Consider the following 25,155-nt stretch of genomic DNA (forward strand, 5'->3'; position numbering starts at 1 on the left):
CGGGCCGGAAACGGAGCCAGGGGGTTTGGTTACTTTGGCCCCATCAAAGTAACTCGCCGAGGGGCGAAAAGGTGACTTGAGCCGAACCTCAATCCACCTGACATCGCAGAACCCTTGTGTGACGCAGAGCGTCACGAACTGCATTCCCACGCGGAGCATGGGAACGATAGTCATCACTGACGCCACAGAACCGCTGTGTGACGCGGAGCGTCACGAACTGCATTCCCACGCGGAGCATGGGAACGATAGTCATCACTGACGCCACAGAACCGCTGTGTGACGCAGAGCGTCACGAACGGCATTCCCACGCTGGGTGGGAACGATAGTCAGCGTAGTGTCAGCCCCGTATTCCGGGCTTTCCAAGAAGATACGTCACCATGCGCTGGAACGAGCAATCACGATCAAACCCGCGCCTGCACGTTCACCCAATACCGAGTGAAGCGCTGCACGCGCACCGGGAGGGCGAGTTCGAGCATATCGAGGATGCGCTCGCTGTCGGCCAGCGGGTAGCTGCCGGAAATCAGCAGCCCTGCAACCCTCGCATCGCAATTCAGACGGCCGCGGCGGTAGCGACTCAACTCTGCGAGAAAATCCGTCAGCCTCATGCGCGACGCCACCAGCATCCCGTCCGCCCAGGCGCCACTGCCTGCGTCCAACGGGCGAACCTTGTCCCAGGCATCACGGCTGAACGTCACCTGTTGGCTGGCCTGCAGCATCAAACCGGGGCCGCTCTTGCTGGCAGGGGCTACTTCGAGGGCTCCGGCGAACACGGCCAACTGCGTGCGCCCATTCAGTTGACGCAGGTTGAAACGACTGGCGCCGGTCGAGGCCCTGACCGTGCCTTGCGCGCTCAACAGGTTCAACGGGCGCGTTTCCGCCGAGGCCGTCATGAGGATTTCACCCTGCAGCAGTTCGATCAGGCGTTGTTGTGCATCGAAACGCACATCCACCGCGCTGGCAGTATTCAACTGCACCTGACTGCCGTCGCTCAACGCCACCTTGCGCTGTTCGCCCACGCCACTGTCGTAGTCGGCCAGCAATGGTTGCAGGGCAATCTGCTCGCGCAGGCTCCAGCCCGCTGCCGAGCCTGCGCCGAGCAGCAACAGCAGCTTCAACGCATGCCGACGGCTGGCGGACTTCGGCGCATTGAGTGCCGCATGCGCCAGCGGCGAGGACAGTCCGCTCAGGCGTTGATTGACCCGCTGCATGTGCGCCCATGCCCGTTGGTGCTCGGCGTTGCCATTGAGCCACAGCTGCCAGGCGTGCTGACGACGGGCATCCAGCGTGCCTTCCTGCATTTCCAGCAGCCAGCCAACGGCCTGCTGTGCCACGGCAGGCGAGATGTCGGATTTGTTCAGGGACTCGTTGTTCGGATTCATAGGGCGAAATAGCAGCGCAGGGCGGCCTTGTGCAGATGGCGCTTGACCGTGGCGATGGAAATCCCCAGTTCGGCAGCGATCCGGCCATGGCTCAAACCGTCCACCTGCGACAGCAGAAACGCCCGCTTGACCAGGGGCGGCAGGCCGTCCAGCAGTTGATCGAGTTCGACCAGGGTTTCGAGAATGATCGCCCGCTCTTCTTCCGAAGGCGCCACGCGCTCCGGCAGTTCGGCCAGTGCTTGATAGTAGGCATGCTCCAGGTCCTGACGCCGGTAGTGATTGCACAGCACGCGCTTGGCAATCGTAGTCAGAAAGGCACGCGGCTCGACGATTTGCGATGTATCGCGTGCGCCCAGCACCTTGATGAAGGTGTCCTGCGCCAGGTCCGCCGCGCTGTGCGGGCAGCCGAGTCTGCGTCGCAACCAGGTCGTCAGCCAGGCGTTGTGCGCCCTGTACAGGCCTTCGACAGTGTGATTGAGAGCGGAGTGGGCGACGGGCATCACGGGGGAACAATCCACGGGGACTCATTGGTGGTGTGGATTCTGGCAGACTCTTTTGCGTATGAGAATATTTATCATTAATATTGCGGTTCATTTATCCCGTTCAGGATCAATGGCGCATACCGCTGGCTTTCGTCGCGAACGGCTTCCCAGGTTTCCTGAACCAATGCAGACCCGTTGATGGATGTCACCACCGCAAGCCGCCCGCTGCCGGCAAACGCACGGTAAAAGCCAGAACCCGGGGCGTAACGTGTGGCGAGAGCAACTGCGGCTGGGCGGCGGTTGATGAGCGTGGGCAGCGGTGAGTCAGCTATTGGCCTAACGCCGTTCTGTACTCACCCGGTGTCGCCCCCACGGCCTGACGAAAACGGTTGCTGAAATGGCTGGCGCTGGCGAACCCGCATGCCAGCGCGATCTCGCCAAGCGGCTTGCCGGTGCCGCGCAGTAACTGGCGCGCCTGCTCGATACGCCGCGCCAGCAGGTACTGGTGCGGCGGCAAACCGAAGCTTTCGCGAAACATGCGTGCGAAGTGATATTCCGACAGCGCACACAGGCCGGCCAGTTGACCAAGGCTCAACGGGTCGGCGAGATGCATTTCGATGAAATCCACCAGATGCCGGCGCAGGTGCGGCGCCAGACCGCCTTTCAAGCGCAGCCCTTCGCGCAGGCCTGCCTGATTGAGCAGCGCATGGCTGACCATCTCGTGCGCCAGGCTGCTGGTCAGCAGGCGCTCGCCCGGTTCTGCCCAGTTCAGGCGAATCAGTTGCCGGAAGCGTGCCGCCTGTGCGGGGTCTTCCAGAAAGGTGTTTTCCCGCAGTTGCATCTCGCGCGGCTCGCGATCCAGCAGGGTCACGCAGCCCAGTGCAAACTGTTCCGGGCTGAAATACAGATGCGCCAGACGGATCTCGCCGTTCACCACCCAGGCGGACTCATGGCCGGCAGGCAAGATGCACAACTTGCCCGGCGCGCCTTTCTGGTCGGGTCTGCCGCGGCGAAAGGTCCCGGTACCGTCCTCGATATAGCACGACAAGGTATGGTGGGTCGGTGCGTGATACTCCTGCGAGTCATGCCGATTGTTCCACAACGCCGCCACCAGCCCGTCGCCCAGCGGCGCGCTTTGCTCCAGATTGGCATTGGGTGAACTGTTCAGGGCCTGAAAGACCTGGATGGATTCAATGGCGGGCATGACGATTCCTCTAGGATTTGTATCCTACTCGCTGGCGACGTCGCTGCCAGTAACGCTTGAGTCAAATGCGCAAGATTGTGCAAGCGCTGGCAGGCCGGCACGCAGCAGACTGATGGCTCATCAAGGAGCCTGCACCATGAACCTCTCGCTTTATCTGCTGACCGTGCTGATCTGGGGCACCACCTGGATCGCCCTGAAACTTCAACTCGGCGATGTCGCGATTCCGGTATCGATCGTCTATCGCTTCGCCCTGGCGGCGTTGGTGCTGTTTGCATTCCTGCTGCTGAGCAAGCGTCTGCAGCCGGTCAATCGTCGCGGCCAGTTGATTTGCCTGGCGCAGGGCGTGTGCCTGTTCTGCGTCAACTTCATGTGCTTTTACACGGCCAGCCAGTGGATACCCAGCGGCCTGATCGCGGTGGTGTTCTCGACCTCGACGCTGTGGAATGCGCTGAACGCACGGGTGTTCTTTCGCCAGAAAATCGCCAGCAATGTGCTGGCCGGTGGCGCGATGGGTCTGCTGGGGTTGGCGTGTCTGTTCTGGCCCGAACTGTCCGGGCACAGCGCCAGCCGCGAGACCCTGATCGGGCTGGGTTTGGCCCTGCTCGGCACACTGTGCTTCTCGGCCGGCAACATGCTGTCGAGCCTGCAACAAAAAGCCGGCCTGCGCCCGTTGACCACCAATGCCTGGGGCATGTTCTACGGGGCGACGATACTGGGCATGTATTGCCTGCTGAGCGGCACGCCGTTCAGCTTCGAATGGAACACGCGTTATGTAGGCTCACTGCTGTTTCTGGTGATACCCGGCTCGGTGATTGCATTCACTGCCTACCTGACCCTGGTAGGACGCATGGGCCCGGAACGCGCGGCTTACTGCACAGTGCTGTTCCCGATTGTGGCGCTGAACATCTCGACGTGGGTCGAAGGCTACCAGTGGACGCTGGCGGCCCTGCTGGGGCTGGTGCTGGTGATGGTCGGCAACGTGCTGGTGTTCAGGAAACCGCGTGTCAAACCTGCCGTTGTCATGGGACTGGCTGCCGGGGGAGTGTCCCGACAGACGATGATGCAGGAGTGATACCTATTACTTGTGCTAGTTGAGCAACGGGAATACTCGTCCGACTATGGGCCGGTATCTGCCGTGATTACCGGTTCGTGGCCATGGATTGACGCAACGACTGAGGCAGTTTTTCGGGTTGCGCTCATTTCTGGAAGGACTCATTCATGGACAGGGATTTCTTGCGTATCAGTTCGTTGGCACTTTCAATCAGTTGCGCTTTGCTCTGCTCGGCGGTGCAGGCGGATGAGGTCGCCGGACCGCTCGCGCCAGACACCAGGGCTAGCGCAGCGTGGCATAACGATCTCGATGGCCCGTTGTCAGGGCAAGTGGATTTCGCGCAAACACACACGATCAGCGCTCAACGGGAAATAGTGGACCCCTTGCTGGTGCCGGATCGTGAGGCGCTGGTGGTCCTTACACCTCCTCCGCACCTGGCGTACGAGGCGGTGAAAATGGTTGTACGCTACCGGGGCGTGACAACCGTGATTCCCATGACCCCGCCGCAATGGATGCCTGATAACGCCATATACGATCAAAGCAATACGTTTTCCGGGAATCCCGTTTTGGGTGCTTATCCGAAATTCAGAGAGCGGGCATTCACTGCGACGATCCCGTACGACCAGTTTTCAGCCGACACACGCTTGAGCTTTTACGAAAGCGACAAGCCGGCTGACGTGGGAACGTTGGCCCAAAGCAACATGATATTTTTGAACAGTGAAAGCGACGGCCTGGTGTTGATGAATATCAAAGGCTGTATTTTCAAGCGTGAAAGCGACTGCAAGACCACGCTGGATCAATACGATATTGAAAAAAATCCGCAACTGGCAAAAATCGCGGCTCGTGAAATATTCTCCGAGTTACCGATCAGGCAGTTGGTCTTTGGCATGGGGCAGAGCTACTGGCCGTACATTGTAGCCCGCGGCCCTGATGGCATGCCTCATCGTTACTCCACATCGGACCGCAGTTATCGAGAGTGGGCCGAGTTTGGTGACAAGACATTGCCTGCGAAAGTCGGTATGGGTAATTACTGGAGAGCCGCCTCTGACCTGGGATACAAGCAACCCGGAAAGTTCGTCGCGATTTCCGGACAACTGCTTGACGTACCGAATGACATTCCTGTTTTGCCGCCGGGCGTAGGGGCAAGTTGCGGAGGGAACAGTTGCAATTATCCTTCGGCCCCCGTGGGCTTCTGGCACGAAGTCGGCCACGGCCTCGGGTTGCCTCATAGCACGCCGCCGCGGTATGAAAAATGGGCCTATCGCTCTTACGATCTTAAATTCCTGCCTAACTATCACCCCGACCCTCATCGATATGGTCTGGGCGTGGACTACCTCGGCCTCCATTATTTCGGGCACGTGGTGGGCTCACTGACAGAACCTGCCTGGCCAGGCTCCACGGCGTCTGCGCCTTGGGTCGATGAGTTTGAAGCGTTGCGTAGCAAGACCCCCTTGGTCACTGCAGACTGGCGCCACTACATTGCGCCTTACACTCATCAACAGATGTTGCGCGTGCAGCAGCGCTTTGGCAGTTTTCCGGCGGGCCTGCAGTATGCCGGTTTATGGGATGATCATCGGCCTCCTGCGAAAAGTGCCCCGGCTCAAGGTGCGGGAACGCAGGCGGCCCCAGAACAGCTGATCGACTCAGGTATCGATGAGGCTGCGCATGACCTGGGCACCATGGCGAGAATGGTCCCGCCGGGCCAGACGCCTTTGCTCAAAGGCGTTCCTGTGCAGACGCTGGTGGTTACGATGGCCAATCCTCAGCATGACGCGCAAAAGCTGAGTCAGATATACCCGCCTATCATTTCCAATTATGGAAATGTGTTTGCTTCCACGGTAAGGGAGTCGTCTGCCCGTGCGGTGGACAATCCAACGGATATGAACCCTTCAGAAGTGCCTTTGATTGATCGCGCGCAACATCAGGGGTTGATCAACAACGCAAGAATCCAGTCTGCTCAAACGGGTAAATGCCTGTCGGTGACCGCTAATGGCGTGGTGGGTTTCGAGCCGTGCTCATCCTTGACGAGCCGACAGCGCTGGTCTGCCGGCTCGGGTGAGCACTTCACCTTGTTCAACAGTTTTCGTGGAGCATGCCTGAATGGGAATTTACAAATAGTGCCCTGCACGGGGGCATTACTCAGCCTCTGGACGTTGCGCGAAGACCTGACCAACAGCAAAGTTGTTCTTCGATTGCAAAACATGCAGAACGGAAAGTTCATCACCGCAGGTGATGATGATTCCACCTCCATGGAGGGAGTGTGGGCCGGGCCGCAAGAGTTTTATGCGATCGAAGGGGACCGCCAGCCGGATAACTATGCGTTGAACGTGAAGTATGTCGACGGCTCTGTCGATCACTGGGCGCTTTATTCGGGTAACGTTGTTGTCGAGGATGTTGTTTCGGCGGCGGTCAATGTGTCGGCTGCCCGTAAGCCCTTGGTTGCCGAGTTGTTGAGAAACGGCGTAAGCGTCGACAGGAGAATGCTCGACAGTCAACCCGATCTGCCAGCGGCCATCGTTGTTGGCGCTGAGGCGGGTTATCCGGTTATAACGCCTCAGTATCTGCGCTCCAGGCTGAACGGGCGTTGCCTGTCCCGTGCAGCGACCGGCTTGATTCAGCAAACCTGCACTGTGGGTGATGTAAACCAGCAGTGGGGCATGTCCAGTGTTCTGACTGGCCAGGAAAGAGAGTTCTTACTGACCGGGCTTGATTCGGCTTCCTGCCTTGGAAAGGGGCTGACACTGTCCACCTGCCAGATAAACACGCCGCAGTTTCAGTGGAGAACCCGCACGGACAAAGCCATGCCGGGCGCAGTGATGCTGCAAGGCGGTGAGGACGGGAAGTTCATTACCTTACAGTCCGACGCTCAGGTGGGGATGCAAGCTCTGACAGAGGGTGCAGAACAGAACTTCGACCGTATCGGGCCGGACAGCATCGTACCTTTAAAGCGGATTGTTTCAGTAGGTGGGCTAGGGTGTGTGACCCGTCTCGGGGGCAGCGTCGTTAAACAGCCCTGTACCGATGATATCAACCAGCAGTGGAGGATTGGCGAGCTCACGGATTCTGATGATCCTGCCCTGCCTCCGGGGCCGTATATCAATATCGTCAGCCCTGATGGCAGTCGTTGTCTGGAGGATGGTTTAAAAATGACGGCGTGTCAGGTCGATAACAGGAATCATCGCTGGGCTCTGCGAGCGGATTTCCCGAATCCGAGGTTTCCGCCTTTGCAAAGTCTTTTTTCGGGCACCTTCATAACCGCATCGTTAAACGACCTGGCCCTGACGAAGGCTGCCAACTCCAGTGATTCAATGCAGAGATGGGCGTTTGTGCCAGTGGACTCGCTCCAGACTGCAGTTGAGGAGCACGTACCATCAGCCCGGCCCCCAAAGAACTGAATATCAGGCAGCGCGTGGCCTTTATGGCCACGCGCTGCTTTCAATCAACCCTTCCACACCTGCGGGTTGACCAGATCCTGCGGTCGTTGACCGAGCAGCGCGCTGCGCAGGTTGCCGTAGGCGCGGTCGGCCATGGCCTGGCGGGTTTCGGTGGTGGCTGAGCCGATGTGCGGCAGGGTCACCGCGTTCTTCAACTGGAACAGCGGCGATTCGCTTAGCGGCTCTTTTTCGTAGACGTCCAGACCGGCACCGCGAATGGTGCCGTTCTGCAGCGCTTCGATCAGTGCGGGTTCATCGACGATCGGGCCGCGGGCGATGTTGACCAGGATGGCGCCGGGCTTCATCAGGCTCAACTCGCGGCGGCCGATCAAGTGTTTAGTCTTTTCGCTCAGCGGTACGACCAGGCAGACGAAATCCGCTTCGGCCAGCAATTGATCCAGGCTGCGAAATTGTGCGCCCAGTTCCTGTTCGAGCTCGGTCTTGCGACTGTTGCCGCTGTACAGAATCGGCATGTTGAAGCCCAGACGACCACGGCGGGCAATCGCTGCGCCGATGTTGCCCATGCCGACAATACCCAGCGTCTTGCCATGCACATCGGTGCCGAAGTGCGGCGGTTCGATGCTGCGCGTCCACTGTCCGGCCTTGGTATAGGCGTCCAGTTCGGCCACTCGGCGGGCGCTGCTCATGATCAGCGAGAAGCCCAGGTCAGCGGTGCTTTCGGTCAGTACATCCGGCGTGTTGGTCAGCAGAATGCCGCGCTCGCTCAGGTAGTCGACGTCGTAGTTGTCGTAGCCCACCGAGATGCTGGACACCACCTCCAGCTTCGTCGCGTTCTGCAGTTGCTCGCGACCCAGCTTGCGGCCTGCGCCGATCAGCCCGTGGGATTCAGGCAAGGCTTCTGCAAACTGCGCGTTGATATCACCCTGCTTGGGGTTGGGCACGATCACGTTGAAGTCTTGTGCCAGGCGCTCGGCCATTTCAGGAGAAACACGGCTGAAGGCGAGTACGGTTTTTTTCATTGGGCAGTCACTCTCGAGCGGTTGAATGAGTAGCACGCTAACATTCCTCCCCGCTCTTTGGCAGCCGCTTTTTGCAGTTGTACGATGTCAGAACGATGACTTGAGGGCCTGAACATGCAGATCGGCTTCATCGGCAGCGAGAATTTCCGGCAGGGAACCGCGCAGGTATTCAACCCAGGTTCTGATCTTCGCATCCAGATACTGGCGTGACGGGTAGATGGCGTACAGGTTCAGCTCTTGCGAGCGGTAATCGGACAATACCCGCACCAGAGTGCCGTTGCGCAGCCCCTCGATCGCCGAGTAGATCGGCAAGATGCCAATCCCCATGCCGCTGGAAATCGCGGTCTTCATCGCATCCGCAGAGTTGACCAGCAGCGGCGAGCTGTTGATGGTGACCATCTCCTGGCCTTCAGGACCATCGAACAGCCACTTGTCCAGCGGGAACACCGGGCTCACCAGACGCAGACATGCATGATTCAGCAGGTCGGCAGGCTTGTGGGCCATGCCGAACGTTTTCACGTACTCGGGCGACGCGCACACGATGCTGTAGGTAATGCCCAGGCGCTGAGACACAAAGCCCGAGTCGGCCAGTTCGCTGGCGAGCACGATCGACACGTCATAGCCTTCTTCCAGCAAGTCCGGCACGCGGTGGGTCATGGTCAGGTCGAACGCGACGTCCGGATGGTTGCGCCGGTAACGGGCGATGGCGTCGATCACATAATGCTGGCCGACGCCGGGCATCGAATGCACCTTGAGCTGTCCGGCCGGGCGGGCATGAGCGTCGCTGGCTTCGGCCTCGGCTTCTTCTACCGAGGCGAGAATCTGTTCGCAGCGCAACAGATAACGCTTGCCTGCTTCGGTGAGGGCAATGCGTCGGGTGGTGCGATTGAGCAGGCGCGTTTGTAAATGTGCTTCAAGGTTGGAGACCGCACGCGAGACGTTGGCGGTGGTGGTATCCAGCACGGCGGCGGCAGCAGTGAAGCTGCCCGCTTGCGCCACGCAGCTGAAGGCACGCATGTTTTGCAGGGTGTCCATGGGTACTTCTCTGAGTAGATGGCAAATTGTGACATGAAGTAACGGATGCATGTATCCAGACCAAAGGATTATCGCCGTTTCAGTAACAAAGATTCACAAATCTCCCCGCTTATCGCCGCGTCGAGTGCCGCCTAGAATCGCCGCCATTCAAGGTGTGTCACCTTCGTTCGGGAACTTGCAGCTGTGCCGCGTCGCATCATCAGAGGGCTCTGGCCCGTCGGTCTTCTGGCTTTTACGCTGGTCACCAGCGGCTGTATCGGAACGCATGGAATCAAACCGCAGGGCAGTGTTCTGCACGCTGACAGCCTGGCCACCGATCAGGCGATTCAGAGCGCTACCCTCGACGCCCATTGGCCCGCAGCGCAATGGTGGCGTGCCTACGGCGACGCGCAACTGGACAGCTGGGTCGAGATGGCGACGCTGGGCAGCCCGAGTCTGGCACTTGCCGCAGCTCGTGTGCGTCAGGCAAAGGCGATGGCACAGGTGGCCGAGTCCGCCGAGTCTGTGCAAGTGCAAGGCAACGCCAGCCTGATGCGTCACGACTGGCCCGAGGATCAGTTTTATGGCCCCGGAGCGCTGGCCGATACTCGCACCTGGGACAACAATGCGTCACTGGGCCTGAGCTACGCACTGGACCTGTGGGGACGTGAACGCAACGCCAGCGAGCAGGCCGTTGATCTGGCGCACGTGAGTGCTGCCGAGCAGCGTCAGGCGCAGCTCGAATTGCAGGAAAACGTGGTCCGCGCCTACATCCGGCTGTCCCTCGACTACGCCCGACTGGATATCGCCGAAGCGGCCCTGGCCCAGCAGCAACAGATACTCGACCTGGCGCAGCGTCGCCTCAAGGGCGGGATCGGCACGCACTTCGAAGTCAGTCAGGCCCAAACCCCGCTGCCTGAGGCGCATCGGCAGATCGACGCGCTGCAAGAGGCCATCGCGTTGAGTCGCAACCAACTGGCCGCGCTGGCAGGCAAGGGACCGGGGCAGGGCGCGGGGGTGCAGCGGCCTTCGCTGTCGTTGCACACCGCATTGACATTGCCCTCGGCATTGCCCGCCGAACTGCTCGGTCAGCGACCTGACGTGGTGGCTGCGCGCTGGCAGGTGGCGGCGCAGGCACGCGGTATCGACGTTGCACATGCCGGCTTTTATCCCAATGTCGATCTGGTCGGCAGCCTGAGCTACATGGCCACGGGCGGTGGCATGCTCGAGTTTCTGACCGGCAGCAAGCTGGGTTACAAGGTCGGGCCGGCCATCAGCCTGCCGATCTTCGACGCTGGACGCTTGCGGGCCGAGCTGGGCGGGGCGTCGGCTGCTTATGATCAGGCTGTGGCGCATTACAACCAGACGCTGGTCATGGCGTTGAAAAGTGTCTCCGACCAGTTGATTCGGCGCGCCTCGATGGACAAGCAGCAGGCACTCGCCGCCGAGTCGGTGGCGTCGGCACAAAAGACCTACGACATTGCCCTGATCGCCTGGCAGCGCGGCCTGACCGATTACCTGAACGTGCTCAATGCGCGCACGCAGTTGTTTCGCCAGCAGCAGGTTCAGCAACAGGTCGAGGCCGCGCGGCTGGAAGCCTACGCCGGGCTGGTGGTGGCGCTGGGCGGTGCCGGTGGCGGGAATGGCAATCCCAATGGTCATTCCGCACACACCGTCGCCGAGTCTGAGGGCGGGCAATGATCGCCTCGCTACAGCACATCACCGACCTGCCGTGGCGTCGCGAATGGCACAGCTGGGCGCGCAGTGACGGGGTGACCTGGGTTTACATCTTCAAGGTGCTGCTCGCCGCATTCCTCACCTACTGGCTGGCACTGCGCCTGGAACTGCCGCAGCCGCACACGGCGATGATCACTGTATTCATTGTCATGCAGCCACAGAGTGGGCAGGTGTTCGCCAAGAGTTTTTATCGCCTGCTGGGGACGCTGGCCGGCTCGGCGATGATGGTGCTGTTGATGGCCCTGTTTGCGCAGAATCCGCTGCCGTTTCTCGGCAGTCTCACGCTCTGGGTCGGCCTGTGTTCGGCCGGCGCGGCGCGCTATCGCAACTTTCGCGCGTACGGCTTTGTGCTGGCCGGGTACACGGCTGCCATGGTCGGGCTGCCTGCCCTGGCGCATCCCGAAGGCTCGTTCATGTCGGCGGTGTGGCGGGTACTGGAAATCACCCTGGGCATCCTGTGTTCCACGGCCATCAGCGCAGCGGTGCTGCCGCAGAGCTCCAGCGCTGCGATGCGCAACGCGCTGTATCTGCGCTTCGGCGGGTTCGCGCGCTTCGTGGTCAACGGCCTGCGCGGCGATATCTCACGCGCCGAATTTGAAACCGGCAACGTACGTTTTGTGGCCGAGGCCATCGGCCTTGAGGGGCTGCGCAGCGTCACAGTATTCGAAGACCCGCACATGCGTCGCCGCAACGGTCGACTCAACCGTTTGAACAGCGAATTCATGGCGGTCACCACGCGCTTCAATGCCCTGCACCAATTGCTCGAGCGTCTGCGCCTCGAACAGGCCGATCAGGTGTTGAAGCATATCGATCCCGGCCTTGAAAACCTTGCAGAGCTGCTCGACGGATTCGCCGACCGCGCCTTGACCAACGATGACGCGGCGCTGCTGGTCACGCGCCTGGAGTCGTGCAGGGCGCACTTTCCCGAGCGGGTCAGAAGCCTGCGCAGCGAGCTGGAGCGCACCTTGCCCAGCGACGCCGAACGACTGGACTTTCACACCTCGTTCGAGCTGCTGTACCGCCTGCTCAGCGAGTTGCTCGATTACGCACGAACCCACGCATCACTGGCCGACCACAGCCATGAGCGTGAACAGTGGAAGGGCTCGTTCGTACCGCGTACCCACTGGATGACCGCGCTGGCAGCCGGCGCCCGGGCGACCTGCGTGGTCGGTCTGATGAGTCTGTATTGGGTGCTGACGGCGTGGCCCAGCGGCGCGAGCATGGTCCTGGCCTCGGCGGCCACCGTTGCGCTGTCGTCGACCACCCACAACCCCAGACGCATGTCGCTGCAAATGGCCGGCGGTACATTGCTCGGCGCGCTGTCGGGCTTTATCGAAACGTTTTTTCTGTTCCCGCACATCGACGGCTTTCCGTTGCTGTGCCTGCTGTTGGCACCGGTGTTTGTGCTCGGCGCGTACCTGGGCTCACGTCCGCAGTGGACGGGTTACGGCCTGGGGCTGCTGATCTTTTTCAGCCTGGGCTCGGTGCCGGACAACCTGACGGTTTACAACCCTTACACCTTCATCAACGATTACATCGCGATGGTCGTCGGCATGCTGATCTGTGCCGCTGCCGGGGCAATCATCCTGCCGCCCAACAGCCGCTGGATGTGGCAACGCCTGGAACAGGCCTTGCGCAATCAGGTGGTGTTTGCGATCAGCGCGCCGCTCAAGCGTTTGGGCTCAAGCTTCGAGAGCCAGACCCGCGACCTGATGCATCAGGCATATGGCCTGGCGACTGGCAAACCGCTGGTTCAGCGCGAGTTGTTGCGCTGGATGTTCGTGGTGCTGGAAATCGGTCACGCCATTATCGAGCTGCGCCACGAACAGGCGCTGCTGCCGATTCACCCTGCCTACGCCGAGTACCAGCCCTGGCGCATCGCGCTGCGAGTCATGGGGCGCGCCTTGGTGCGGCTGTTCATCCAGCCTGATGCGGTCAATCTGCAGCGCTGCCTGTCTGCAGTCGATCAGGCCATCAAGCGGGTGCAGGAGGCCGATGAACCCTTCGCCTCGCATTTCGATACGTCGGTGCTGCGCCGGGTAAAAAGCTACCTGCACTTTATCCGCTCGTCGCTGCTGGACCCGCAATCGCCGCTGGCCGCTTACAGCGTTGCGCGAACCGCTTCAGGAGTCGTCCATGCCGCCGCGTGAAATAGCCTTCCACGGCCTGTACATGCCGACCCTCACGCTGATCTTTCTGCTGGCCGTGGTTCTGGCATGGGCGCTGGATCGACTGCTGGCCGGTTTTGACCTGTATCGATTTTTCTGGCACCCGGCCTTGCTGCGTCTGAGCCTGTTTATCTGCATCTTCGGCGCGTTGGCGCTGCCCCTTTATCGTTGACGCCTGAGTCGGGAAAAATCTCTGGATGAAAAAGTTCTTCAGTCTGTTTGCCACGTTGCTGGTGCTGGCAATCGCGCTCTGGATCGGTCGTACACTGTGGGTCGACTACATGGATAGCCCATGGACCCGGGATGGCCGGGTGCGTGCCGATATCATCAACGTGGCCGCCGATGTGTCCGGCACCGTGGTCGACGTCCCGGTGCATGACAACCAATGGGTAAAGCGTGGCGATCTGCTGATGCAGATCGACCCGGAGCATTACCGGATCGCCGTGAAGCAGGCGCAGGCGTTGCTGGCTTCACGCAAGGCGACCTGGGAGATGCGCAAACTGAATGCCAGGCGGCGTGCCGACATGGATGAACTGGTTATCTCGGCGGAAAATCGTGACGACGCGAGTAACGTAGCCACCTCGGCCCTGGCCGATTACCAGTTGGCCCAGGCGCAACTGGAGGCGGCCGAGCTTAACCTGGCACGCACGCGGGTACTGGCGGCGGTGGACGGTTACGTCACCAACCTCAATGTTCATCGCGGCGACTATGCGCGCATCGGCGAGGCGAAGATGGCCGTGGTCGACATGAACTCGTTCTGGGTCTACGGGTTCTTCGAGGAAACCAAGTTGCCGCACCTGAAAGTGGGTGATCCTGCGGACCTGCAACTGATGAGCGGCGAGGTGCTCAAGGGGCATGTCGAAAGCATTGCACGCGGCATCTACGACCGGGACAACCCGCAAAGCCGCGAACTGACCGCCGACGTGAACCCGACCTTCAACTGGGTGCGTCTGGCCCAGCGCGTGCCGGTGCGTATTCATCTGGATCAGGTACCGCAGGATGTATTGCTGGCGGCGGGGATGACCTGCACGGTGATCGTCAGGCCGGTAGACGGCTGATACTTGAGGACGCAGAGCGTCCAGAACGGCATGCCAACGCGGAGCATTGGCACGATAGTGATAAGGCTCGGCTACAGATCAGCGTTCAGCCCAAAGCGTTTTCTCAGGCCCATATCCAGCAGCCCTTTGGGCAGCAACCACGCCATCAGCGGCAGCAGACGTGAGCCGTTGCCCAGGCGCAGCAGGCGTGGCGGATGGGTGTGTTGCACGGCTTTGAGCAGATCGCGAGCGAATTCGGTGACGGGGGTAGGGTTGTCCAGAGAGGCCCTGGCGCGTGCACGAATGCCTTCGCGAATCGGCCACCAGGGCGATTGCTCGCTGATCAACTGCTCGGCCTCGTGGCTGGCGTTCTGTGCGAAGCTCGACGCAATCGCGCCGGGCTGAACCTCCATCACCTGGACGCCGAACGGCGCCAGCTCCAGACGCAGCGCATCACTGAGCGCATGCACCGCCGCCTTCGACGCACAGTAAGCCCCCGCGAACGGCGTGACCAGCACACCGGATACGCTGCCGATGTTCACCACCAGCCCCTTGTTGCGGCGCAGTGCCGGAAACAGCGCCCGGGTCACCCCGATGACGGAAAACACATTGGTTTCGAACTGCCGCTGCAAAGCCTGCACACCGCCGTCGAGCAGAGGACCCATCGCGCCATAGCCAGCGTTATTGATCAACACATCCAGGCCGCTGTGCTCCAGACCGGCGGCCAGTTGCTCCAGCGCCAGGCTGTCGTTGACGTCCAGTTGTACGGCGATGAAACCGGCTGCACTGAGTGCCACGACATCGTCGGCCTTGCGCGCAGTTGCCCAGACCTCATAGCCAGTGGCTTTGAACGCGTCGGCCAGAGCACGGCCGATTCCGCTGGAACAGCCTGTAATCAAAGCGATGGGCATGTGGGATCCTTGTGGTCAGTCCGAGAAACTGCCTTGTAGATGTTCTGCGCGAAAATCCAGGGTTTGCGGGCGGTACCCGTTGCGCAGTGCCGGCACCGGCACGCAATCCTGCCACGTGCCTTTGGCCTGAAGTTCACCGGGGCCGCGATAGCGTGCGGACGCGTAGGTGTTGTCGATCAGATTCACCGAATCACCAGGCGCATAGGCCGCGATTCGCCAACGCAGTTCCTGCAGGGTGACCTGATTGGTGTTGGTGATGCTGACCTGCAACGGACGATCTGCCGGGCAGCCTTGCGGGTTGTAACTCAGGCGGATATCCAGATGCTCAAGCTGGCGCGTTTCCCGACTGTCCTGCCAGATGACGATAGCCGCCACCGCCCCGAGCGCGACCGCCGCGGCCAGCGAGACGGGCAAGGCCTTCGCCGGATAACGGAGCAGAAGGATCAGCCAGGTGAGGATTAACAGGATGCCGATCAACATGCGGCGGGTCTCCAGCAAGATGCAATGTCAGAGATACTACAGACATTGGGCAGGCGTTGACCAATGGGCAAGGCGTCGGCGCGGAGAGCGCTGCAGTCTGCCCTTGTTGTGCCACTGGCATAAGTGTCAGTAGGCGCAACGGCGCCACTTATCTAGAGTGTGGGACAGCGCGGAATTTTCCAGCGTCGTCGGACTTGCTGCAGGTGCCAGTCATGGTTGAACGCTCGATTGCCCTTCATCAGCACACGCCGGCATTACAGTTGGTGGATCCACGCGGGTTGCCTGTGGGGTCAATTGCGCTATGCCGTACGAGTAGCGATATCGAGCCGCAAATCCGTACCAGCCATGCGTCCTTCGACATGGCGGGGCGACCTGTCAGCTGTTGGGACCCGCGTCTGTGGACTGATCGGGCACCCGCCAATCTCAGCGTCATTCATTCGCTCAGCGGTCAGGTTCTGGCCAGCGACAGTGTGGACGCGGGCTGGCGGGTTTTGTTGGCGGGTGAGGCCGGGCAGGTGCTGGAGGCCTGGGACGCTAGGGGCGTTGTGCGACGTACGGGGTATGACGCGCTGCTAAGGCCCATCGAGGTTTTTGAAGATGAACACTGCGTCGAGCGCTTGCTTTACGGCGGCCCTGATTCGACCGCGCATAACCAGTGCGGTCAGTTGATTCGTCATGATGATCCGGCTGGTACGCGGCTTGACGATGCGTATGGTCTTTCGGGAAATGTGATCAGGCAAACGCGGCGCTTTCTGCACTCTGCCAATGAGCCTGACTGGCCCGAGTCGCTGACCGGGCGCGATGCCTTGCTGGAGCCCGGCGACGGCGCAACCACTCGCTGGCAATACAACCCGTTGAACGAGAGCACTCAGCAGACCGATGCGCAGGGCAATGTTCAGTGTCTGGGTTACACCGTTGCAGGGCAGTTGAAAGACAGTCGTTTACAGCTCAACGGTCAGGCCGAACAGGTTCTGGTCAGTGCCATTCAGTATGACGCGCAGCAGCGGGTGGTATCGGAAACGGCTGGCAATGGTGTGATCAGCACGGCGCGGTATGACACTGAAGACGGTCGCTTGCTGGCGTTGAATGCCACGCGTAGTAATGGGCAGTTGTTGCAGGATTTGCGTTACGACTATGACCCAGTCGGTAATGTAATCCGTGTCGATGATCGTGCTCTGCCAGCTATCTCCAAAGGTCAGCGCATCGACTCGGTTTCGACCTATCGATACGACACGCTTTATCAACTGATCGAAGCCTCGGGCAGGGAATGGGCAGTCGTTAATCACGGCCCGGTGCTGCCTGGTTTCCAGAGTCCTGCCGATCCTTCGACGCTGGCTGATTACACGCAGACGTATCGCTACGATGCCGGCGGCAACCTGCAGCAGCTTACCCATACAGGCACGCAGTCCCATTCGCGCACGCTGGTCACCGCGCATTACAGCAACCGCAGTCTGCCGGTGATCAATGGCCACATACCTGACGAAGCAGAAATTGCTGCTGCCTTCGATGCCAACGGTAATCTGCTCGCCCTGCAAGCCGGGCAAGATCTGAGCTGGGACCGACGCAATCAGTTGCAGCAGGTGCGGCCAGTGGTTCGCGATGACGCTGCGGACGACAGCGAACGCTATATATACGACGCCAGCGGCCAGCGCCTGCGCAAGGTGCGCACCACGCAGGCCAAAGCCGTTACCCACATCGCCGACGTGCGCTACTTGCCAGGGCTGGAAGTGCGCACCGATAGCGCCACTGGCGAAACCCTGCACGTTGTTGTGGCCCAGGCCGGGCGCAATAACGTGCGCGTGCTGCATTGGGCGTCTGGAAAGCCCGACGCGCTTGAAAATGATCAGACTCGCTACACCCTGAACGACCATCTGGGGTCCGGCACGCTGGAACTGGATGGACAGGCGCAGCGTGTCAGTCAGGAAAGTTATTACCCGTTCGGCGGCACGTCATGGTGGGCGGGGCGCAATGCGATCGAAGCGAGTTACAAGACCGTGCGTTACTCAGGCAAGGAGCGGGATGCGACAGGGCTTTATTACTACGGGCTGCGGTATTACGCACCGTGGTTGCAGCGCTGGATCAATCCGGACCCGGAGGGCGTTGAAAGCGGTTTGAATTTTTTTAATTTCAGTGCCAACAGCCCGATTGTGTTTGTCGATATCGGCGGGTTGACACCATTCCCTTTTGAAAAAATAAATAATCCGAAGGTATTGGCAGCAATCCGCAGCGGCTCCTATTTAGAGGCTCAAACTTTAGCTCGTGAAACGCGAGCTTTCAACGATGTAGCATCGATAAATGAGTGGTTGGTTTCATTGATGAGGGTTACAAAAATAAGTGATGCCAAAAGATTTGATAATAGGCTTAATAATACGCTATTGACAATGGATGTGCCGGATAGCAGTATTAAGTTAATTATTAAAAAAGTAAATTTTAGTACGGGCGCTCAGCGTGAGGAGTTGGCTTTTATAGTAAGTCATAAATTAAAGCTAAACCTTGTTCCTCCCACCATCGCCAAGGCAAAAATAGCGGTTCAACAAATGATCGTAGGTGGGAAAAAAAACACAACTTCGGGAGTTAAGTTTCCGGAAGATGCCAAATTTTTTTACCATCTGGTGAATCAAATAGATGATAACTCAGGTAATCAACTTTGGCGGCAGGACGGCAGTGTGTATCTGATAGATCACGAATCGACGTTCTCAACAATAAACAATCAGGCGTATACGCTTGAAAATATAGACCTTCTGAGCGTTTTTGATGTGGACCGATGGGCCGCATTTAACAGTATTGGAGGGGGGGAGTGGCGGAAGATTATTGCTCAGTCGGGTTCGACATTGAAGGACGCGGAAATAGACGCTTTTTTACACCGTGTTGCACAAACAAAAATTTCTGTGCAAAAACATATTGATCAAGGAACAGCTTCTTTTGGGAAAAAGCGAAGTCTTATGCAGCGGGTGCTTAATAAAAAGACCGCCTGATGGCGTTTCTACTAAGTTGTGAGGTTTGAGAGTGAAATAAATTTAAAAACCCTCAACACCTCTCTGTGCATATCAAAATACACAAAGAGCCGTTGAGGGCTGTCTTACTTGCAGCTAAAAGCGTCTGTTAGCGAGCGATCGTCTGGGTCTTCACACCCGCTTCCAGCGCGTTCGAACGACCGTAGATGTCTTCGAAACGCTCGATGTCGTCTTCGCCCAGGTAGCTGCCCGATTGCACTTCGATGATTTCCAACGGGAGCTTGCCCGGGGTTTGAGACGATGCACTAATAAATCGGGAGGGTTTCGAGCTGAAAAAGTATTCAGTGCACTATTTGGCAAGGCGGATCAAGGATGACTGAGCCATGAATGATACAAGCGCTGTACTGCACCGTTACACCCCGCATCTACAAGTGGTAGACCAGCGTCGGCTGTTGATCGATTCAGTCGTGTTCTGCCGCCTGAAGCCTGCTGAAGAGCCGCAGGCCAGGCGAAGTCATACCGCTTTTGATGTCGCGGGTCGTCCGTCCATGAGCTGGGACCCGCGCCTGTGGGCTGATCGGGCACCCGCCAATCTCAGCGTCATTCATTCGCTCAGCGGTCAGGTTCTGGCCAGCGACAGTGTGGACGCGGGCTGGCGCGTTTTGTTGGCGGGTGAGGCCGGGCAGGTGCTGGAGGCCTGGGACGCTCGGGGCGTTGTGCGACGTACGGGGTACGATGCGTTGCTCAGGCCCCTCGATGTTTTTGAAGATGAACACTGCGTCGAGCGCTTGCTTTACGGCGGCCCTGATTCGACCGCGCATAACCAGTGCGGTCAGTTGATTCGTCATGATGATCCGGCTGGTACGCGGTTTGATGATGCGTATGGTCTTTCGGGAAATGTGATCAGGCAAACGCGGCGCTTTCTGCACTCGGTCAATGAGCCTGACTGGCCCGAGTCTTTGACCGGGCGCGATGCCTTGCTGGAGCCCGGCGACGGCGCAACCACGTGCTGGCAATACAACCCGTTGAACGAAACAATTCGGCAAACCGACGCGCAGGGCAATGTTCAGTGTCTGGGTTACACCGTTGCAGGGCAGTTGAAAGACAGTCGTTTACAGCTCAACGGTCAGGCCGAACAGGTTCTGGTCAGTGCCATCCAGTATGACGCGCAGCAGCGGGTGGTATCGGAAACGGCTGGCAATGGTGTGATCAGCACGGCGCGGTATGACACTGAAGACGGCCGTTTGCTGGCGTTGAATGCCACGCGTAGTAATGGGCAGTTGTTGCAGGATTTGCGTTACGACTATGACCCGGTCGGTAATGTAATCCGTGTCGATGATCGTGCTCTGCCAGCCATCTCCCAAGGTCAGCGCATCGACTCGGTTTCGACCTATCGATACGACACGCTTTATCAACTGATCGAAGCCTCGGGCAGGGAATGGGCAGTCGTTAATCACGGCCCGGTGCTGCCTGGTTTCCAGAGTCCTGCCGATCCTTCGACGCTGGCTGATTACACGCAGACGTATCGCTACGATGCCGGCGGCAACCTGCAGCAGCTTACCCATACAGGCACGCAGTCCCATTCGCGCACGCTGGTCACCGCACGTTGCAGCAACCGCAGTCTGCCGGTGATCAATGGCCACATACCTGACGAAGCAGAAATTGCTGCTGCCTTCGATGCCAACGGTAATCTGCTCGCACTGCAAGCCGGGCAAGACCTGAGCTGGGACCGACGCAACCAGTTGCAGCACGTGCGCCCCGTTATTCGTGACAACGGCATGGACGACAGCGAACGCTACAGCTACGACGCCAGCGGCCAGCGCCTGCGCAAGGTGCGTACCACGCAGGCCAAAACCATTACCCATACGGCCGATGTACGTTACCTGCCCGGTCTTGAAATCCGTACCGATACGGCCACTGGCGAAACTCTGCACGTTGTTGTGGCCCGGGCCGGGCGCAATAACGTGCGCGTGCTGCATTGGGCGTCTGGCAAGCCCGACGCGCTTGAAAATGATCAGACCCGCTACACCCTGAACGACCACCTGGGGTCCGGCACGCTGGAACTGGATGGGCAGGCGCAGCGTATCAGCCAGGAAAGTTATTACCCGTTCGGCGGCACGTCATGGTGGGCGGGGCGCAATGCGATCGAGGCGAGTTACAAGACCGTGCGTTACTCAGGTAAGGAGCGCGATGCGACAGGGCTTTATTACTACGGGCTGCGGTATTACGCACCGTGGTTGCAGCGCTGGATCAATCCGGACCCGGCGGGGGCAGCATATGATTTGAATATGTTTGGTTTTGCCATGAATTCGCCGGCGCGGTATGAAGATATTAAAGGTGCTGCGCCATACGACGTACTGGGCGAACAAGAAACAATTTTCCAGAAAAAATACGGCTATCAAACGGTCTCTCGAGGGTTTTCAAATTTCAGCGCAGCTCAACAACAGTCCCTAAAAGCGGGAGTGAGTATGGCAGGAGATTTGTTGAGCAGAACGGTGAGGGAGCTTTCAAAGGAACAACCTCGAAGAGGGATTTTAAAGTCTCTCGATGTTACATTTGGTCAGCTTGAAAGCGCTGACAGAACACGTGCAATCGAAGCGCTCAGGACGTCTTTTGGTGAGCAAAAAAAATACTTGGAATCGCTGGTTGATCCATCGGATAACGTAAATTCAACAGGCTACAGAATAGATGTTTTTACCGCTGATCAAACTGATATAGCGGGTGTTGTTTATAAAAAAAGCAGTTATCGACCTGTTAGAACTATTGCTCTGTCGGAATATTCTCTAGAGCGTGAACATGTGTTGGAGGTGGCAAGGGCACTGATTCATGAAAGTAGTCATGCGGTCGCTGATACCGTAGACGTCTATTATAATTTTTCTAAAAGCTTACCTTTTGTAAGCGGAAAGACAGAAATAAAATCTTGGTCAAAAAGTATAAGAGGCGTTTTACGTAAAATTTCCACCGAGGGGTTTGAGGACGTGGATGTTAACTCTGAACATCTGTCTTACCTATTAAATAAATCAATCGGGTACGAGGTCGAGTGGTTAACGATGGGAGAAGAGTTTTTGGAAAATGCTTCTGCAAGAGTTGACGTGCTTTTGTCTAATGCGGACACTTATTCTTCGTTTGTCATGAGTTCTGATCTGCCGGCCAGAGTTTATGAAAAACGCTCAAGATAGTTAAGTGCTTTTTTAGGTCCACCAGGGGGCGTAAAAAAGTCGCCTGTAACGCCAAGTATCCCGTGTGCAGATGAGACGCGACGACGCGCTCTGCGGCGGCGTAAAAGCCCCGACAACATAAGCATTCGAATTGAGTTATCGGGGGCTGACAGATACTCATCCCGGCATGTGAAGAGGTATTAAGCGGGCTTGCCCGGCAACGCTGATCAAGGACGACTGAGCCATGAATGCTACGAGCGCTGTACTGCACCGTTACACCCCGCATCTACAGGTGGTAGACCCGCGTCGGCTGTTGATCGATTCAGTCGTGTTCTGCCGCCTGAAGCCTGCTGAAGAGCCGCGGGCCAGGCACAGTCATACGGCCTTTGATGTCGCGGGTCGTCCGTCGAAGATCTGGGATCCGCGCCTGTGGGCTGAGCGGACACCCGCCAATCTCAGCGTCATTCATTCGCTCAGCGGTCAGGTGCTGGCCAGTGACAGCGTCGATGCTGGCTGGCGAGTGTCGTTAGCGGGGGAGGCCGGGCAGGCGCTGGTGGTCTGGGACGCTCGGTGCGTTGTGCGACGCATCGGCTACGACGCGTTGCTCAGGCCCACCGAGGTTTTTGAAGATGAGCACTGCGTTGAGCGCCTTCTCTATGGCGGCCCTGATTCGACTGATCACAACCAGTGTGGTCAGTTGATTCGTCATGACGATCCGGCAGGTACGCGGCTTGACGATGAGTTCGGTCTTTCCGGAAGTGTGATCAGTCAAACGCGGCGCTTCCTGCAAAACCTCGACGAGCCTGACTGGCCCGAGTCGCTGACCGGGCGTGATGCCTTGCTGGAGCCCGGCGACGGCGCAACCACTCGCTGGCAATACAACCCGGTGAACGAGAGCACTCAGCAGACCGATGCGCAGGGCAATGTTCAGTGTCTGGGTTACACCGTTGCAGGGCAGTTGAAAGACAGTCGTTTACAGCTCAACGGTCAGGCCGAACAGGTTCTGGTCAGTGCCATTCAGTATGACGCGCAGGGGCGGGTGGTATCGGAAACGGCTGGCAATGGTGTGATCAGCACGGCGCTCTATGCCACTCAAGACGGTCGCCTGGGGGAATTGAATGCCACGCGTAGTAATGGGCAGTTGTTGCAGGATTTGCGTTACGACTATGACCCGGTCGGTAATGTAATCCGTGTCGATGATCGTGCTCTGCCAGCCATCTCCAAAGGTCAGCGCATCGACTCGGTTTCGACCTATCGATACGACACGCTTTATCAACTGATCGAAGCCTCGGGCAGGGAATGGGCAGTCGTTAATCACGGCCCGGTGCTGCCTGGTTTCCAGAGTCCTGCCGATCCTTCGACGCTGGCTGATTACACGCAGACGTATCGCTACGATGCCGGCGGCAACTTGCAGCAGCTTACCCATACAGGCACGCAGTCCCATTCGCGCACGCTGGTCACCGCGCATTACAGCAACCGCAGTCTGCCGGTGATCAATGGCCACATACCTGACGAAGCAGAAATTGCTGCTGCCTTTGATGCCAACGGTAATCTGCTCGCACTGCAAGCCGGGCAAGACCTGAGCTGGGACCGACGCAACCAGTTGCAGCACGTGCGCCCCGTTATTCGTGACAACGGCATGGACGACAGCGAACGCTACAGCTACGACGCCAGCGGCCAGCGCCTGCGCAAGGTGCGTACCACGCAAGCCAAAACCATGACCCATACGGCCGATGTGCGTTACCTGCCCGGTCTTGAAATCCGTACCGATACGGCCACTGGCGAAACCCTGCACGTTGTTGTAGCCCAGGCCGGGCGCAATAACGTGCGCGTGCTGCATTGGGCGTCTGGCAAGCCCGACGCGCTTGAAAATGATCAGACTCGCTACACCCTGAACGACCACCTGGGGTCCGGCACGCTGGAACTGGATGGGCAGGCGCAGCGTATCAGCCAGGAAAGTTATTACCCGTTCGGCGGCACGTCATGGTGGGCGGGGCGCAATGCGATTGAGGCGAGTTACAAGACCGTGCGTTACTCAGGCAAGGAGCGCGATGCGACAGGGCTTTATTATTACGGTTTGCGGTATTACGCGCCGTGGTTACAGCGCTGGATCAATCCGGACCCGGCCGGTCTTGAGGACGGGCTTAATCTATACGGTATGTTGAGAAACAACCCGCTCACGTTCATCGACGCGGTGGGAGGAGTCGCTGAAATTCCCAAGCATATTCACTACATCTGGTTGGGCGCTGCTGAACCGCTGATGGAGCACCTGGAAGGGATTAAAAACACTTCTGTGCTGAATCCCGACTATCAGTTGACGCTGCATCTGCATCTGGACCTGCGAAAAGGTGATGAAACGGAAATAGCCTCAGCGCTGCGCGGGCGAAAAAACGTCCATATTTCCGACCTCAGGGAAGAGGAATTTTTCAGAAAATTCCAGAAAACACCGTCATACGAGATTTATAAGGATTTGTATGGGGATGACCCTCGACACTACTCGGCAGCCAGTGACGTGCTTCGCTACAGCTTGATCAACCATTATGGCGGTATTTATTCGGACACGGATGACATGTTCAAGCGCGGTGTCATGGATACCGATTTCATTACCAAGCCCAAGAGGATTTTCACGATGCGCCCGACGGACACACCTTGGAACCGGGATGAAATCGTGATTAACAATAACTCGTTCGCGTCACCTGCCAACAATCCGGTGCTGAGCACTTTGGAAAAGGAGATCGTCGACCGGTACAGCGTTTATCGTGAGACGGGCCTTGGCGAAGTGCTCAGTAGCACCGCCGATGTGAACGACAGGATGAGAATCGTTTCTGCTGTCACGGGGCCCAGGGTGTTCACAGAGGTATTGCTTAAAGAAGGGCGCGGGCTAAGCAAGCTGTTTACAACGATGATCGATCACCATATTAAAGGTAAACCATTAAAAAACCCGAAGCGTTATCAGGCAGAAGCCCAAAAAAGAATGCCACTCTCGAACTTCATAAAAATGGGAGGCAGCCACTCATGGCAATAGCGCCGGTGAGGCCGTATGAGCGACCTGAATATGAGAGCAAGCTGTTACAGGGCAATGATGTTTGGGACTCAAGGTAAAAAGCCCCCGGCAATAATGTGCGCATGACACTGCGCAAAGAATTACCGAGGGCTGTTTCACTTG

At 58.5% G+C, this 25,155-nt stretch carries 16 protein-coding genes and 1 pseudogene; 9 read left to right on the top strand and 8 right to left on the bottom strand.

Going from position 1 to position 25,155, the window contains the following annotated elements:
- Positions 1-401 precede the first annotated feature (401 nt).
- From GE543_RS04650 to GE543_RS04660, 3 genes are all read right to left on the bottom strand, one after another.
- Positions 402-1,379 (bottom strand): FecR domain-containing protein, encoded by a 978-nt coding sequence (locus GE543_RS04650; RefSeq protein ID WP_004419053.1) that lies wholly within the window; start codon positions 1,377-1,379, stop codon positions 402-404.
- Positions 1,376-1,879: a sigma-70 family RNA polymerase sigma factor gene (locus GE543_RS04655; protein ID WP_100072279.1), complete on the bottom strand. Its 504-nt coding sequence runs from the start codon at positions 1,877-1,879 to the stop codon at positions 1,376-1,378. The genes GE543_RS04650 and GE543_RS04655 overlap by 4 nt, the downstream gene beginning before the upstream one ends.
- Before the next feature lie 310 nt (positions 1,880-2,189).
- A complete protein-coding gene (locus GE543_RS04660) occupies positions 2,190-3,065 on the bottom strand; it encodes an AraC family transcriptional regulator (RefSeq protein ID WP_003408842.1) in 876 nt (291 codons plus the stop codon).
- 136 nt (positions 3,066-3,201) lie between these two features.
- Here GE543_RS04660 and GE543_RS04665 point away from each other — a divergent pair, with 136 nt between their 5' ends.
- Both GE543_RS04665 and GE543_RS04670 read left to right on the top strand, forming a co-directional pair.
- Complete coding sequence (locus GE543_RS04665; RefSeq protein ID WP_153220907.1) at positions 3,202-4,137, top strand: DMT family transporter; 936 nt, start codon at positions 3,202-3,204, stop codon at positions 4,135-4,137.
- A gap of 146 nt (positions 4,138-4,283) precedes the next feature.
- A complete protein-coding gene (locus GE543_RS04670; RefSeq protein ID WP_153220908.1) occupies positions 4,284-7,511 on the top strand; it encodes a TagA domain-containing protein in 3,228 nt (1,075 codons plus the stop codon).
- Positions 7,512-7,555: 44 nt separating this feature from the next.
- On the opposite strand, the gene GE543_RS04675 is transcribed toward GE543_RS04670, so the two are convergent.
- Both GE543_RS04675 and GE543_RS04680 read right to left on the bottom strand, forming a co-directional pair.
- Positions 7,556-8,530: a D-glycerate dehydrogenase gene (locus GE543_RS04675; RefSeq protein WP_103689181.1), complete on the bottom strand. Its 975-nt coding sequence runs from the start codon at positions 8,528-8,530 to the stop codon at positions 7,556-7,558.
- Between the two features lie 87 nt (positions 8,531-8,617).
- Positions 8,618-9,565 carry a LysR family transcriptional regulator gene (locus GE543_RS04680; protein WP_002552240.1) on the bottom strand — a complete coding sequence of 316 codons (948 nt, stop codon included), beginning with the start codon at positions 9,563-9,565 and terminating at the stop codon, positions 8,618-8,620.
- Between the two features lie 183 nt (positions 9,566-9,748).
- On the opposite strand from GE543_RS04680, the gene GE543_RS04685 reads away from it, so the two are divergent.
- From GE543_RS04685 to GE543_RS04700, 4 genes are read left to right on the top strand one after another with little or no spacing between them, the layout of a single operon-like run.
- Complete coding sequence (locus GE543_RS04685; RefSeq protein ID WP_371927091.1) at positions 9,749-11,245, top strand: efflux transporter outer membrane subunit; 1,497 nt, start codon at positions 9,749-9,751, stop codon at positions 11,243-11,245.
- Complete coding sequence (locus tag GE543_RS04690; protein ID WP_153220909.1) at positions 11,242-13,431, top strand: FUSC family protein; 2,190 nt, start codon at positions 11,242-11,244, stop codon at positions 13,429-13,431. Before GE543_RS04685 ends, GE543_RS04690 begins: the two co-directional genes overlap by 4 nt.
- A complete protein-coding gene (locus GE543_RS04695) occupies positions 13,418-13,621 on the top strand; it encodes a DUF1656 domain-containing protein (RefSeq protein ID WP_122232127.1) in 204 nt (67 codons plus the stop codon). Before GE543_RS04690 ends, GE543_RS04695 begins: the two co-directional genes overlap by 14 nt.
- 25 nt (positions 13,622-13,646) lie before the next feature.
- Positions 13,647-14,507, top strand: a complete 861-nt coding sequence (locus GE543_RS04700; protein WP_153220910.1) for an HlyD family secretion protein — start codon at positions 13,647-13,649, stop codon at positions 14,505-14,507.
- A gap of 71 nt (positions 14,508-14,578) precedes the next feature.
- Here the strand turns inward: GE543_RS04700 and GE543_RS04705 are convergent, their stop codons facing one another.
- Together GE543_RS04705 and GE543_RS04710 are read right to left on the bottom strand one after the other, a co-directional pair.
- Complete coding sequence (locus GE543_RS04705) at positions 14,579-15,397, bottom strand: SDR family oxidoreductase (RefSeq protein WP_153220911.1); 819 nt, start codon at positions 15,395-15,397, stop codon at positions 14,579-14,581.
- A 15-nt stretch (positions 15,398-15,412) separates the two neighbouring features.
- Positions 15,413-15,877 carry a hypothetical protein gene (locus tag GE543_RS04710; protein WP_003408861.1) on the bottom strand — a complete coding sequence of 155 codons (465 nt, stop codon included), beginning with the start codon at positions 15,875-15,877 and terminating at the stop codon, positions 15,413-15,415.
- Between the two features lie 212 nt (positions 15,878-16,089).
- On the opposite strand from GE543_RS04710, the gene GE543_RS04715 reads away from it, so the two are divergent.
- Positions 16,090-18,852 (top strand): RHS repeat domain-containing protein, encoded by a 2,763-nt coding sequence (locus tag GE543_RS04715; RefSeq protein WP_256664686.1) that lies wholly within the window; start codon positions 16,090-16,092, stop codon positions 18,850-18,852.
- Positions 18,853-18,979: 127 nt separating this feature from the next.
- On the opposite strand, the pseudogene GE543_RS04720 reads toward GE543_RS04715, so the two are convergent.
- Positions 18,980-19,120, bottom strand: a pseudogene (locus tag GE543_RS04720) (hypothetical protein); the annotation flags it as partial.
- A 94-nt stretch (positions 19,121-19,214) separates the two neighbouring features.
- On the opposite strand from GE543_RS04720, the gene GE543_RS04725 reads away from it, so the two are divergent.
- A complete protein-coding gene (locus GE543_RS04725; RefSeq protein WP_153220913.1) occupies positions 19,215-22,010 on the top strand; it encodes an RHS repeat domain-containing protein in 2,796 nt (931 codons plus the stop codon).
- Positions 22,011-22,233: 223 nt separating this feature from the next.
- Positions 22,234-25,014, top strand: a complete 2,781-nt coding sequence (locus tag GE543_RS04730) for an RHS repeat-associated core domain-containing protein (RefSeq protein ID WP_153220914.1) — start codon at positions 22,234-22,236, stop codon at positions 25,012-25,014.
- Positions 25,015-25,155 lie beyond the last annotated feature (141 nt).

Source organism: Pseudomonas sp. SZ57 (assembly GCF_009495975.1).
Lineage (GTDB): Bacteria > Pseudomonadota > Gammaproteobacteria > Pseudomonadales > Pseudomonadaceae > Aquipseudomonas > Aquipseudomonas syringae.